General features: G+C 60.3%; 11 protein-coding genes and 1 pseudogene. 8 read left to right on the plus strand and 4 right to left on the minus strand.

Annotated elements, in window-relative coordinates:
• Positions 1-52 precede the first annotated feature (52 nt).
• A complete protein-coding gene (locus BM438_RS13900) occupies positions 53-907 on the plus strand; it encodes a polysaccharide deacetylase family protein (protein WP_093634812.1) in 855 nt (284 codons plus the stop codon).
• A 62-nt stretch (positions 908-969) separates the two neighbouring features.
• Here the strand turns inward: BM438_RS13900 and BM438_RS13905 are convergent, their stop codons facing one another.
• Both BM438_RS13905 and BM438_RS13910 read right to left on the minus strand, forming a co-directional pair.
• Positions 970-2,382 carry a DUF2252 domain-containing protein gene (locus tag BM438_RS13905; RefSeq protein ID WP_093634813.1) on the minus strand — a complete coding sequence of 471 codons (1,413 nt, stop codon included), beginning with the start codon at positions 2,380-2,382 and terminating at the stop codon, positions 970-972.
• A gap of 74 nt (positions 2,383-2,456) precedes the next feature.
• Positions 2,457-3,470 carry a hypothetical protein gene (locus tag BM438_RS13910; protein WP_093634814.1) on the minus strand — a complete coding sequence of 338 codons (1,014 nt, stop codon included), beginning with the start codon at positions 3,468-3,470 and terminating at the stop codon, positions 2,457-2,459.
• A gap of 431 nt (positions 3,471-3,901) precedes the next feature.
• Between BM438_RS13910 and motA the strand changes: the two genes are divergently transcribed.
• The 3 genes and pseudogenes from motA to BM438_RS13925 all read left to right on the plus strand — a co-directional run bounded on the left by motA (position 3,902) and on the right by BM438_RS13925 (position 6,563).
• Positions 3,902-4,771 (plus strand): flagellar motor stator protein MotA, encoded by an 870-nt coding sequence (gene motA, locus BM438_RS13915; RefSeq protein ID WP_093634921.1) that lies wholly within the window; start codon positions 3,902-3,904, stop codon positions 4,769-4,771.
• Positions 4,772-4,785: 14 nt separating this feature from the next.
• Positions 4,786-5,775, plus strand: a pseudogene (gene motB, locus BM438_RS13920) (flagellar motor protein MotB).
• A gap of 104 nt (positions 5,776-5,879) precedes the next feature.
• On the plus strand, positions 5,880-6,563 hold the full coding sequence (locus BM438_RS13925; protein ID WP_093634815.1) for a Pr6Pr family membrane protein: 684 nt from the start codon (positions 5,880-5,882) through the stop codon (positions 6,561-6,563).
• A gap of 353 nt (positions 6,564-6,916) precedes the next feature.
• On the opposite strand, the gene mctP is transcribed toward BM438_RS13925, so the two are convergent.
• Complete coding sequence (mctP, locus tag BM438_RS13930) at positions 6,917-8,398, minus strand: monocarboxylate uptake permease MctP (RefSeq protein ID WP_093634816.1); 1,482 nt, start codon at positions 8,396-8,398, stop codon at positions 6,917-6,919.
• Positions 8,395-8,592 (minus strand): DUF3311 domain-containing protein, encoded by a 198-nt coding sequence (locus BM438_RS13935; protein ID WP_093634922.1) that lies wholly within the window; start codon positions 8,590-8,592, stop codon positions 8,395-8,397. Before BM438_RS13935 ends, mctP begins: the two co-directional genes overlap by 4 nt.
• 250 nt (positions 8,593-8,842) lie before the next feature.
• On the opposite strand from BM438_RS13935, the gene BM438_RS13940 reads away from it, so the two are divergent.
• The 4 genes from BM438_RS13940 (at position 8,843) to BM438_RS13955 (ending at position 13,676) form a co-directional block, all read left to right on the plus strand.
• Positions 8,843-10,258 (plus strand): cache domain-containing protein, encoded by a 1,416-nt coding sequence (locus BM438_RS13940; RefSeq protein WP_093634817.1) that lies wholly within the window; start codon positions 8,843-8,845, stop codon positions 10,256-10,258.
• Positions 10,255-10,902 carry a response regulator gene (locus BM438_RS13945; protein WP_054041920.1) on the plus strand — a complete coding sequence of 216 codons (648 nt, stop codon included), beginning with the start codon at positions 10,255-10,257 and terminating at the stop codon, positions 10,900-10,902. Before BM438_RS13940 ends, BM438_RS13945 begins: the two co-directional genes overlap by 4 nt.
• A 96-nt stretch (positions 10,903-10,998) precedes the next feature.
• Positions 10,999-11,553 carry a hypothetical protein gene (locus BM438_RS13950; RefSeq protein WP_093634818.1) on the plus strand — a complete coding sequence of 185 codons (555 nt, stop codon included), beginning with the start codon at positions 10,999-11,001 and terminating at the stop codon, positions 11,551-11,553.
• Between the two features lie 173 nt (positions 11,554-11,726).
• Positions 11,727-13,676 carry an arylsulfatase gene (locus tag BM438_RS13955; protein ID WP_093634819.1) on the plus strand — a complete coding sequence of 650 codons (1,950 nt, stop codon included), beginning with the start codon at positions 11,727-11,729 and terminating at the stop codon, positions 13,674-13,676.
• Positions 13,677-13,680: the final 4 nt, after the last annotated feature.

Consider the following 13,680-nt stretch of genomic DNA (forward strand, 5'->3'; position numbering starts at 1 on the left):
CGCGATTCAGGGCCCTCCCAGGACGGAGGAAGGAAGACAGGAAGCACGCTTTATGAACGAACTTTTCACCCCGCATCGCAATGAGGTCGCGCCGCAGCACCGCTGGCCGCGCACCGGCTATCCCGCGATGGTCACCGCCACCGCCGCATGGCATGTATTCGTACTGGCCGGCTGGCTGCTGACACCCGCCGCATGGCCATGGTGGCTCGCCGCGATCTTCGCGAATCACGCTATTTTCACGGTAGCCGGCCTGTTGCCGCGCACCTCGCTGCTGGGCCCAAACTGGACGCGCCTGCCCGCCGGCGCGCGCAACGCAGACGCGATCGCACTGACCATCGACGACGGTCCCGACCCGGTCGTCACACCGCAAGTGCTGGATCTGCTCGACGCTTTCAACGTGCGCGCCACTTTCTTCTGTATCGGCGCGAAAGCGCAACGCTACCCGGAGCTCGCACGCGAAATCGTCGCACGCGGCCATGCGCTGGAAAACCATTCGCAGGTTCACGTGCACACGTTTTCGATCACGTTTCCGGGCGCGCTCACGCGCGAGATCGAAGCGGCGCAGCGCACCTTCCAGGCATTGAGCGGCGAGCGGCCAATGTTCTTCCGCGCCCCGGCGGGCCTGCGCAACATCTTTCTCGAGCCCGTGCTGCGCAAACTCGATTTGCGGCTCGCGGCGTGGACGCGGCGCGGCTACGACACGCGCGAGCGTGATCCCCAGGTGGTCACGCACCGGCTGCTTCAGGGCCTTGCCCCGCGCGACATCCTGCTCCTGCACGATGGAAACGCCGCGCTCACCCTCGAAGGCAAACCGCTGATACTCGCCGTCCTGCCGAGCGTGATCGAAGCGGCGCACCAACAGCACCTGCGCTTCGTTACGCTGCGTGAAGCGCGCGTCGACGACTGAACTGCGAGAAATCTTGCCGCGTGGCTCGGCCACCGACACGTGGCGAGCCACGCCGCGCCCTCTTACACCCGGAAATCCGCCGCCATGTCTTCGTCCGTGCGCGCCTCGAGCTCGCCGCTGCGGCAGGCCTTCAGGAACACGTCGTAATCACGTTCCACCTGATCCGCGTAGCTGGCGGCATAAGCTGCGAGTGACTCCGCAAACTGGTCGCCACGACCGATATACGCGCTGACTTCGATCGCCTGGCCGCTCGCCTTGGCATGCGCACGCGCCATGATCCAGCCGCAAAGCTTCGCGTAACCTTCCAGCAGGTCGGTGTCGAACAACTCGATGTTCGCCGACAGTTTCATGTCGCGTAGTTGCCGGAAATAGAAATGGCGTCCTAGCGGTCCGTTCGCCCAGCCGAGAAAAATGTCGCTCGCGGCCTGCAGCATGCGCTGCCCTTGCACGACGCGTTCGCCCTCGTGCTTCACGGGAGCCGACTTGTAATACTGGGCTACCACAGACGGCCGCGCCTCCTTGAGCTGCAGGAACAATGGCTTGCCCATGTGATCCACGTTCAGCACCACCATGCAGCGCGTGCCGACACTGCCGACGCCCACCACTTTGAATACGATGTCCTGCACGGTGAAATGGCTGAGCAACTCGCGCCGGTCATGCGACATCGTCTTCAGGTACTCGCCCCACATGCGCTCGAGCATCTTGCGCCAGTTGTGGCCCCTGAATGCTTCGGTTTCTTCAGGCGTGAACAGCGTGTTCGCGCCCAGCACGTGGAACAGCGCCGGCGGCGCATCGCGGATCGTCCAGTGATCGCCGTCGTGCTCGGCCATTTTTTCCAGCAGATTTTCGTGGGTACGGCTCGCGGCCTTTTCCATACCGCGGCGCACGATACGGCGGCGCTCGGGGGTCAGCGCGGTTTCCGCCATGCGGTCGAAGGTGATGCGGTCGTACCAGAGTTCGAGCGCGCCGCATTGCGCGTATTGCGTCATGCGGTCGCGGTATTCGGTAACGGCGGTCATCACCAGATTCTCGGCTGCGCCACGGCTCAAACGCATATGACGCGCGGCGACCACGAGGCTCGCGGTCAGGCGTTTCAGGTCCCATTCGAAGGGACCCGTCGCGACTTCGTCGAAGTCGTTCAGATCGAATACGAGTTGACGCTCCGGTGTCGCGAAGCCGCCGAAATTCATCAGATGACCGTCGCCGCAAATCGGCATGGTGAGGCCGGTGTCGGGAACACGGCTCAGGTCGTGCGCCTGAATGATCGCGGTGCCGCGAAAGAAGGTGAACGGCGACACCGACATGCGCCCGTAGCGCAGCGGCACAAGCCTTTCGACGCGCCCCTCGCTGCTTTGCTTGAGCAACTCGATCGGGTTGCGATGCAACTCGCCTACCGTGCGATGGCTCGAGCGCTTCGAGTGCTCACGGGCGGCACGGCCACGGGCCTCCCGTTCGGCGATGGTGCTGGCTTTCATGCTCTTCTCCGGTTTTTTTCTGTGAATCTTTACTATCGGTTCTAGAAGACTGCTTCTGCTGACACGGTGAGCCATCACCAACGGTAGCCCACACCGCCGAAAATTACATCCGAGTCGCGATCATAGCGTGTCACGACACGATTCCATTCGATCCGCGCATTCCAGTGATCGGTCAAGCGATACGAGCCGGCGATCGTAACGAGCCCGGAAAACTTCCCGGCGCCCGGCCCCGGCGTCAGGCTGTTCTCGTTTTCGTTGATCGCATAGTAGGCGCCGACGCCGAGCCCGAGCGATACCTTATCGTTGAGGAAGGCACGCGTCGCCCACAGTTGGCTGGTCAAGCCGTCGCGGCGCGCCACCTTGCTGCTGCCCTCGTGAAGATAGCCAACCGTCACATCGAGGTATTTCGCAAGCCCACGCCGGTATTCGATCGCGCCGCCAAGTGCAGTCGGCGAGCTGGTCGAATTGATGATCGTCTCGCCGAGGTACACGGCCACTTCGTTGTTAGTGACGTTGTGCGTACTGCCGCTCGCCCAGTCGCGCGGACCGGGGGTGCCCGGGGCATCGAGCTGATAGCCGACGCCGAACATCACGCTGGTCGCATCCGGCCCGCGCTGCACATGCACGCGATTCAACTGCAGTTGCGTGATCCACCGGCTCGACGCGTAGTACGCGGCGCGCACGCTATACACGACACCCCAGCCGTGAGTGTCCGAATAGCTGCCGCCTTGCACGGCCGTGGTGGTGTCGAAGTAACGGTATGGACCGACGCCCGCCTGCAGGACGAACTGCGGGCTGCCGACGGGAATACGGCCCCACAGCTGGATCATCTGGCCGTCGCGATGATGGTTGGGAATGTGTCCCTCATTGAGCCACGTGAAGCTCGCGGCAAAGTATTGCCCGAGCCCTTCCTGATAGTTGAACGCCCACGTGTAGGTGTTTGTACTGCCCGCGCGCGAGCCGCCGCCGAATAGGGAAAACTCCTGGGCGTCAGCCGCGTTAGACGCGAACAGAAGCCCGATACCGACAAGGCAGGAGGACGCTTTGGTTGTGAGCTTGATGTTCCCGGCAGAATTCAGATTCCGCATGTTTTTCGCATCTCCGGATGGGCCGCTGTCGCTGCCGGCATTCGTGAGCCGACGAGAAGCCGCGTAGCGGCTTCGAGCGCCGGGACGTTACAAACTGTTAGCCATGCTAGCAGACCGCCCGGTAAAAATGCCACACCGTGCATTTTGAATAATGCAGTCATGCAACCACGTCTTCAATCACCCGGTTTTCAAATCTCCACTATTGGTTGCGACCGCAACGACTGATCATATTCGGCGGACAAAATTACCGGAAATCAAACAGGCGATTAACCAGTTGGTGAATATTTTATTTTTCACTGATGCGCACACTTCAGACATCGCGAATCTGGCCGTTTACCGGTACATAGCGAATATGAGTGACGCACTCGAAAAAGCCCATGAAATCGGGCCTGTTCCGCCGAACGTGCGTCGCGCAAGATAACGGAGAGAGCATGTTTGTCGCAATCGGCTGGGTAGTGGTAATGGCTTCTGTGATCGGTAGTTTTGTCGGTGTAGGCGGACATCTTCCCGCGCTCGTTCAACCGTTCGAATTGCTATGTATTTTTGGCGCGGCGATCGGTGCGTTTGTCGTGAGCAATCCGACCTCCACGCTGAAGAAAACGATCAAGGCAATTCCTTCGTGTTTTAAGAGCGGTGGGTATACGAAGGAAAAATATCTCGAGCTGATCGCGCTGCTTTACGAGCTGCTTCAGAAGGCACGCAAGGAAGGCATGATGTCGCTCGAAGCCGATGTCATGGCGCCGGAAGAGAGCGTGCTGTTCCAGAAGTATTCGCACGTCCTGAAGGACCATCATCTGCTCGACTTTATCGTCGACTATTTGCGCATGATGTCCGGCGGCAACGTGAACGTGCTTGAAGTGCAGGACCTGATGGACGAAGAACTGGCCACGCATCATGCGGAAGCATCGGTCGCGGCCAACGCGATTCAGAAAATGGCTGACGGCTTACCGGCATTCGGCATTGTCGCCGCCGTGATGGGTGTGGTTCATACGATGGGCTCGGTCGGCGCGCCGCCCGCCGTGCTCGGCGAAATGATCGCCGGCGCACTGGTCGGCACCTTCCTCGGCATTCTTCTCGCCTATGGCTTTATCGGTCCGGTCGCCGATCTGCTCAATGCCAAAGGCCGCGCCGAAGCAAAACCTTACCAGTGCGTGAAGGCCGTGCTGCTCGCCTCGCTCTCCGGCTATGCACCGCCGATCGCCGTCGAATTCGGCCGCAAGGTCCTGTTCACCGCCGACCGTCCGAGCTTCCAGGAACTCGACGACGCCGTGCGCGCCACCAAGATGCCGAAATCGGCCTGACGCGGAGCGGCATCATGAGTGAAAGAAGATCGCGCGCGTCCCAGCAGGACGAGACAAGCGCTCCGGTGATCGTGCGCCGCTCGAAGAAGGGTGGCGACCATGGCGCCCACCACGGCGGCGCATGGAAAATCGCCTACGCCGACTTCGTCACCGCGATGATGGCGTTCTTCCTGCTGATGTGGCTGCTCGGTTCGACGTCCAAGTACGACAAGCAGGGCATCGAAGACTATTTCAACACCCCGCTGTCGAGCCTGCTCGGCGGCAACGAGGGCACGGCAGCGGCCCGTCCGAACGTCATCCAGGGCGGCGGCCGCGACATCACCGACAGCCGTCCCGGCGACGGCAAGAAAACCCAGACCGAACCCACACCACCGGCGAAGGTCCCACCGATCGTGGCCCCCGCCGACGCGGCACGGCTTCAGCAATTGAAAGAGAAGCTCACCGCTTTGATCGAACAGAGCCCGGTGCTGAAGACATTCAAGGATCAGATCCGCATTTCGATCACGAACGAGGGTTTGCGCATCGAGATCGTCGATTCACAGAATCGTCCGATGTTTCCGTCCGGCAGTTCAAAGTTGCAGCCTTACGCCGTGACGATCCTGACGCAAATCGGCGCCGCGCTCAACGACGTGGAGAACCGCATTTCGATAGCCGGCCACACCGACGCGGTGCCGTACACGGCCGGCCCAGAGGGCTACTCAAACTGAGAGCTTTCGTCTGAGCGGGCCAACGCCGCACGCCGCGCGTTGGTAGCAGGCGGCATGCACGGCGAGAAGCTGCTGCAGGTGCGCGGACTCGCCGATGTGTTGCCGCTAAACAGCAACGTCGCCGACGAGCCGACCAATCGGCGCATCAGTATCCTTGTACTGAACAAGGCCGCGGAACTCGCGTTCTTCCACGACGGCGGCCGCACGACGATTGATGAAGCGTCGCCCGCAAGTTCGGCTATACCCGAAGTAGTGAGCCGTTTGCAGCCGGTCAGCGTTTCACATAGCACGCCGTAGAATTTTTATTGGGCAGAGGTTGAGTCCGGATCGACTTCGACCTCGGTTCACGCGATTTTTCGCACTTGCTGCAAAGCGAATGTGGTGTGTATAGAATCATTCGCATGCGCCCTGCCCCACATCATCACCATGAGCCCGAGCTTCCGCTCCATACGCCCAGCGTCTCGTCTGTGACGCCGGCGGCGATCATTGCCGTAATCGCGTGGATTTCGATCGTTGCGCAAGCCGATTTGACGATCGACCGCACGCTAGCCCGCGGGCTCGGCGTGCTCGATGGGGTTGCGCGGATGAGCAGTTACCTCACCAATCTAACCGTATTAGCGTGCGCGGTCTGTTTTACCTGCGTAGCGTTACGAAGGCGCAGTCCGGTAATCGTGCATTTTTTTCGACAGCCCACCGTCGTGACCGCGGTCGTTGTCTACATGGCATTTGTGGGGATCGCCTACAACCTGCTTCTACGCGGAATGTGGTCACCGAGGGCGTACAGGCTGCTGCTCAACGAATCGTTGCACAGCCTTTTACCGATGCTGGCGGTGCTTTACTGGGTGTTATTCGTACCGCGATTCCATTTGCGGCTACGGCATTGCCTGCTGTGGCTGATCTATCCTGTCGCGTACCTCGCCATTACCTTCTGGCGCGGCAGTTTGTCAGACTTTTATCCGTATCCTTTCATCAACGTCGACGTGCTTGGCGTCAGACACGTTGTCGTCAATTCCGCCCTACTGTTCGGCGGATTTTTGACATTGATGGCCGTATTCGTGGGGATTAACTTTCGGCGTAGACGCTAACAAGGAGCACGCCGCAGCATCCGCCGCACCCCGACGAGACAAGCTCCAAATACCGAATGGTTTTTGAACAACTCTTCGGCGCGCGCAGCGCCGCCGGAAGTATGACGCCCTTGTCACAAGCGCATGTAGTGGCACGAACACAGATTCCAGTCGCACCACTACCCTGCGCGAGCTGCGGGCCCCGCTTAGCAGGGGCTTCTAGCCGCTTTCTTTTGCCTACTTTTCTTTGCGGCGGCAAAGAAAAGTCGGTGCCGCCCCGCACAGGGGCAACACTAATAGACCACTAACAATTCAAGGAAAGGCCAACGCCGCCGGAGCAACCACCCCAGCAGCGTCAGCCACGCCAAACAACATCAAACCGCCGCCACAACCCTGCGCGGCGACAAAACCGACACAACAAAACTAACAACAACATTCGCGGCGAGCGCAATCAACCCGATATAAACCGGATAAACAGCATCACCGACATGCAAAGCAAACACCGGCTTGAGCCCTTGAGAAATAGCAAGCCCGGTCCCAAGCACGATCCCGACCAGCCACCCAAGAAACAACCCCGTCGTATTCAACCGCCGCGTATACAACGAAAACACAATAGCCGGGAAAATCTGCAAAATCCAAACCCCACCCAGCAACTGCAAATCAATCGCATACTGCGTAGGCAAGAACACGATAAACAACAGCGCCCCAAACTTAACAACGAGCGAAACAATCTTCGCCGTAGAAGCCTCCGCCTCAGGCGTGATACCCGGCGAAACAAGAGGACGCCACAAATTGCGAGTGAACAGATTAGCCGCCCCAATCGACATGATCGCGGCGGGCACCAAAGCGCTAATCGCGATAGCAGCAGCCGCAAAACCAACAAACCACGACGGAAACAGCGTGTTAAACAGCGCCGGCACCATATCCGACGCCGACTTCACATGCACACCGGCCGCAATCGCCATATACCCAAGCAACGCAATCAGCCCCAGCAACAACGTATAAGCCGGCAGGAAAATCGCATTCTTGCGCACCGTATTAGCCGAGGAGGACGACAAGACTGCGGTCATCGTATGCGGATACATAAACGCCGCCAGTGCCGACCCTAACGCAAGCGAAGCATAAGCAGTGAACTGCGTCGGCTTCAGAATGATCCCGGTTGCGCCGCCCTTGGCCTTGAAATACGTATCGGCCGCATCGAACACATGCGCATAGCCGCCGAGCTTCGCCGGAATCAGCCAGACCGCCGCGATCACGACGATATAGATCATGATGTCCTTGACGAACGCGATCATCGCCGGCGCCCGCAAGCCGCTTGCATACGTGTACAGCGCAAGAATCACGAAGGCGACGATCAGCGGCATCTCGCCGGTGACGCCGAGCCCCTTGATCACCACCTGCATGCCCACCAGTTGCAGCGCGATATACGGCATCGTCGCGACAATGCCGGTCAATGCAACCGCAGCCGGGAACCACTTGCCGCCGTATTCACCCTGCACGTAGTCCGCCGCCGTGATGTGATCCTTCGCCTTCGCGATCTTCCACAGCTTCGGCATCACCGCGAACACGAACGGATAGACGATGATCGTGTACGGGAGCGCAAAGAAGCCATACGCGCCCACCGAATACACCAGCGCGGGCACCGCGATCACGGTATAGGCGGTATAGAAATCGCCACCCACGAGGAACCACGAAATCAACGTGCCGAACTGGCGGCCACCCAGGCCCCACTCATGCAATTGCGTCAGATCGCCCCGCTTCCAGCGCGCGGCAAAAAAACCGATAACGGTGACGAGAACAAAGAATGCGATAAAGACGGTCATCGCAACCGGGTTCACAGGAGTGACATCGCTCATTTGACACCTCGGTACACGACGTAAATCAGTAGCGAGGTCAACGGAACCCACAAGAACTGATACCAGTAGAAGAACGGAAAGCCGGCGAACGAGGGCCGCGTGTCGTTATAGAACGGCAACCACAGCAACGCAATGTACGGGATCAGCAGGATGAGCCATAGCCATGAACGGCCGGCAGATTGGGAGGTCTCCACAAACATCTCCTAGGTCTATTATTGAAACCGCGCGCCATGACTTGTGGTCGAGCACGCGGAAAACCGGTTACCTGAAATTAGACGGCAAAACCGGGTTCTGCTTTTGCAACTGTGCGCCGCACCATTGCGCGCCGGAAGGCGCGGTGCGTCGTGGGGATGTAGTATTCGCCTTCGTGAACGCTCTCACAAGCGCGCAACTACGTAAGCCGGCTACGTAATATTACGTAGCCTGTCGGCCGTCCTGTCTACGATGAAACTCAAAGCAAAGATTGTCCTGCTGGCGATCGTTCCCTTTCTGGCGGCCATCGCCAGCATTGAAATTGGCGTGCGCCAGGAAGCCACGGCGCTCGCCGAGACGCAACACGCGACCACCCAGGCCGCGTACATGGCCAGCAAGGAAATCGAACTCAAGCACTACGTCGAGCTCGCGACCACGGCGATCGCCCCGCTCTACAACGCCGGCCAGGACAACGCGCGTGATGACGCAATGCTGCGCACCCGCGCGCTCGATATCCTCGAGAAAATGGATTTCGGCAAGGACGGCTACTTCTTCGTCTATGACATGCACGGCCGTTCGCTGATGCATCCGCGCGAACCCGACCTCGTCGGACGCGATCTCTGGGAGCTGCGCGATCCGCAAGGCAAGCTGACGATCCAGCAATTGCTCGCCGCGGCCACGCGCGGCGGCGGCTATGTGCGCTATGTGTGGCATCGTCCGTCGACGGGCAAGCTCGCGTCGAAACTGGGTTACGTGGTGCCGCTCGAACGCTGGGGCTGGATGATCGGCACCGGCATCTATCTCGACGACGTCGACGCCACGCTCGCGGACATCGATCAGCGCGCGGCGGCCAACATCGACCGCACGATGCAGTGGATCGATGCCATCGCACTCGCCGGGCTCGCGGTGATCGCATTGTGTGCGCTCGTGCTCAACGTCACCGAATATCGCAGTGCTGATGCAAAACTGAAGCGGCTCGCGCAGCAGGTGGTCGACTCTCAGGAAAATGAACGGGCACGCCTGTCGCGTGAATTGCACGACGGCATTAGTCAGATGATGGTCTCCGTGAAGCTGCTGCTCGAATCGGCGTTGGCGCGCTTCGAACGCAGCGATGTGCGCGTGCCTGCGGCGGAAGCCGCGCTATCAACTAGCGTGGCGCGCATCGGCGAGACCTTGCGTGAAGTGCGCCGTATTTCTCACGCGCTGCGTCCGTCGATGCTCGATGACCTGGGCGTTGCTGCCGCGCTAGAGCAACTCACGCGCGAGTTGAGCGACGAGTCCGGCATCGAGATCGGCTTCACGCAGATCGCCCACACTCATGCAGCGGCTTTGCCGGAAGCGGTAAACACGGTCCTGTTCCGCATCGCCCAGGAAGCGCTAACGAACATCGTGCGGCACGCGCAGGCGTCCAGCGCGGCGCTATCGCTGGAAGTATCGAGCGACACCGTCACGCTGACGATTTCGGACAACGGACGCGGTTTCGACGTGGCGCACGCACTTGTCAATCCACGCGCAGGCGTGGGTCTGCGCAATATGCGCGAGCGGCTGGACACATTGGGCGGCAAGCTGTCGCTCAGCTCGCAAGCCGGTCATACGATCGTGACCGCGCGCGTGCCAGTCGTTGCCTCTGCGCTTCAATCGCCGGCCTTGCAGGAAACCTCGCTATGAACGACATGTCACTCGCCATCGCACGTCTGATTCTGGTCGACGACCACCCGCTGGTACGCGATGGTCTGCGCGCGAGACTCGAAGCCGTGCGCAACATCGAGATCGTCGGCGAAGCGGGCAACGCCCAGGAAGCACTCGCGCTCGCCGCCAGCCAGGAGCCACATCTGGTGCTGATGGATGTCGGCATGAACGGAATGAACGGCATCGCGCTGGCCGGCATGTTTCATGAGCGCTTCCCGGCGATACGCGTGCTGATGCTTTCCATGCACGACAACCTCGAGTACGTGACCCAGGCCGTGCGCGCAGGGGCCAGCGGTTATGTGCTCAAGGACTCGCCCGCCACCGAAATCATTCAGGCAATCGGCGCGGTGCTGGAGGGCAAGACGTTTTTCAGCGCGGGACTGGGCGCTCGATTGATCCAGGCATCGGCGACGCAATCACCGATTGAAAGACTCACGCCGCGCGAGCGCGATATTCTCGATGCACTCGCGGAAGGTCTCTCGAGCAAGCAGATCGCTCAACGCAACGATCTCTCGGTGCGCACGGTGGAAACGCATCGGTTGAATCTGAAGCGCAAGCTCGATATCGAAGGCCAGGCTGAGCTGATCAAGTTCGCCGTTGAAAATCGTCGCAAGAGTCAGTGAGGTTTAGAGGCGCCGCTGCATAATCTCGACTGGGTAGTCGAGAATCCAAACCGTCGATCCGTCTGCCCCACGCTCAAAATCCCGGAGCCCAAGACGATGAAGCGCCTGATCCAACAGTACCTGGCAAGTCTGCTGATTTGCATGGCCGCGACGCATGCCCAAGCGCAAGCACAAGCACAAGCAGCGCGCGTCAATCGCGGCCACGATCCGTTCTTTCAGATATCCAAAGCGATCAGCGACTGCCCGGTGCCCTTAGGCCCACTCGAGACCGAGCAGGAGTGGCTCGACGATAGTCATTACCGGATCGAGCGCGGCAATAGCTGCTGGGTGGAAGGCCGTTGCCGGCTGTCAAACGCGTATCTCTACGACGCGGAAATTGCCGACGCCGTCCAGCGGCGTCTCACCAACATCAATTACGCCACCCACTGGCGCGAACAGTCGACGCTGTGGCTCACGCTGCAACGCCGCTTCATCTACGTACAAGGCTGCGTCGCACCAGGCTTCGACAAACAGACATTCCTCACGGAACTCGCGAAAACCGCGGACGTCGATCGCGTGATCGACGACACCACAACCAACCCGCGCGCCGCGTCGCTACCTTATAAAACGCTGGCAGATCCTGAGAAGCCCGTGATCGATCCCGGCAACTAGCCGCGCACGAAAAAACACACAAAGCAGCACCCGGAGTTGCGTCGTGCGTTATATCGCCCATCACGCTTTAACACCTATATCGACAATCAAACATAGCAACGCAGAAATCGATCTTTGGCCACTCTCGCGTCATTGCTAACATCGGCGACCCGACATATCCGGTCAGCACAACAATGACAACACGACGATCGCAACGCCCCACTCTTCGTCTCGGCATAATCGGCGCGGCCGTCGCCAGCCTCGTCGTACTCGCTTCCTGCGGCGACGACAAGCCGCCCGGACCGACGGCGTCCGCGCCGGTGGCCGCGCAAAAGCGCCCGAACATTCTCTACATCATGGCCGACGACCTCGGCTATTCCGACATCCATGCCTTCGGTGGCGAAATCAATACGCCCAACCTCGACGCTCTGGTCCAGTCGGGCCGCATCCTGACGAATCACCATACCGGCACCGTCTGCGCGATCACGCGCTCCATGCTGATCTCCGGCACTGATCACCATCTGGTCGGCGAGGGGACGATGGGTGTGCCGACCGACGAACGCAAAGGCCTGCCCGGCTATGAAGGTTATTTGAACGACCGCGCGTTGTCGGTCGCGCAATTGTTGAAGGACGGCGGTTATCACACGTACATGGCCGGCAAGTGGCACATCGGCTCCGGGATCGTCGGCAGCACGACCGGTGGCGGTCAGACGCCGGATCAATGGGGCTTCGAGCACAGCTACGCGCTGCTCGGCGGCGCCGCGACCAATCACTTTGCTCACGAACTGGCGAATTCGCAGAACTACACCGAAGACGGCAAGTACGTGCAACCCGGTCAGCCTGGACAACCGGGCGGCGCAGGCGGCAGCCCCGCCGTGTTCTATTCAACAGACTTCTACACGCAACGTTTGATCTCGTACATCGACTCGAACAAGGGCGACGGCAAGCCGTTCTTCGCCTACGCGGCCTACACGTCGCCGCACTGGCCGCTGCAGGTTCCCGACCCGTATCTGCACAATTACGTCGGCAAATACGACGCCGGCTACGACGTGATCCGCAACGCGCGTATCGCGCGGCAAAAAACGCTCGGCATCATTCCGAATGACTTTGTGCCGTACGGCGGCGCATCGGAAACGCTCGTAGCGACAGCGGCCACGGCAAACAACGGCACTGCCAACGCGAAATATGTAAGCGCCGTGCATAGCGCCGCGCAGGGCTATACCGACTACGGTCCCGGCACTGTGAACAAGACGTGGGCGAGCCTCTCGCCCGCCGAGAAGAAAGCCCAGGCGCGTTACATGGAAATCTACGCGGGCGTGGTCGAAAATCTCGACCACAACATCGGCCTGCTGATCCAGCATCTGGAGGACATCGGCGAGTACGACAACACCTTCATCATGTTCCAGTCGGACAATGGCGCCGAAGGCTGGCCGATCGACTCCGGCGCAGACCCGACCGCCACCGACACAGCGAATGCCGCCGACCCGGTCTATTCAACACTCGGCACCGACAACGGCAAGCAGAACGCGCAACGTCTGCAATACGGCTTGCGCTGGGCTGAAGTAAGCGCCACGCCGTTCCGTTTGACGAAGGGCTATTCCGGAGAAGGTGGCGTATCCACGCCATTGATCGTGCATCTGCCGGGTCAGACCACACAGAAGCCCACGCTGCGCGACTTCACGCATGTGACCGATAACACCGCCACATTCCTCGCCGTCGCACAGATCTCGCCGCCCACACAAGCTGCGCCGCCGCTGATCAATACGCTCACCGGCGTCGATCAGAACAAGGGCAAGGTGGTCTACAACAATCGCTATGTGTATCCGATCACCGGGCAGTCGTTGCTGCCTTTGCTGAACGATCAGACCACCGACGCCGTGCACACCGCGTCATTCGGCGACGAAGCCTACGGCCGCGGCTATCTGCGCAGCGCCGACGGCCGCTGGAAAGCCTTGTGGACAGAACCGCCGCTGGGTCCGGTGGACGGTCACTGGCAACTGTTCGACATGAGCGCCGACCGCGGCGAAACGCAGGACGTGTCAACGCAGAATCCGTCGGTAATCGACGGCCTCGTGCAGCAGTGGAACAGCTATATGAGCAGCGTCGGCGGTGTCGAGCCGTTGCGTCCGCGCGGCTACTACTGAGCCC

This window comes from Paraburkholderia aspalathi (assembly GCF_900116445.1).
Lineage (GTDB): Bacteria > Pseudomonadota > Gammaproteobacteria > Burkholderiales > Burkholderiaceae > Paraburkholderia > Paraburkholderia aspalathi.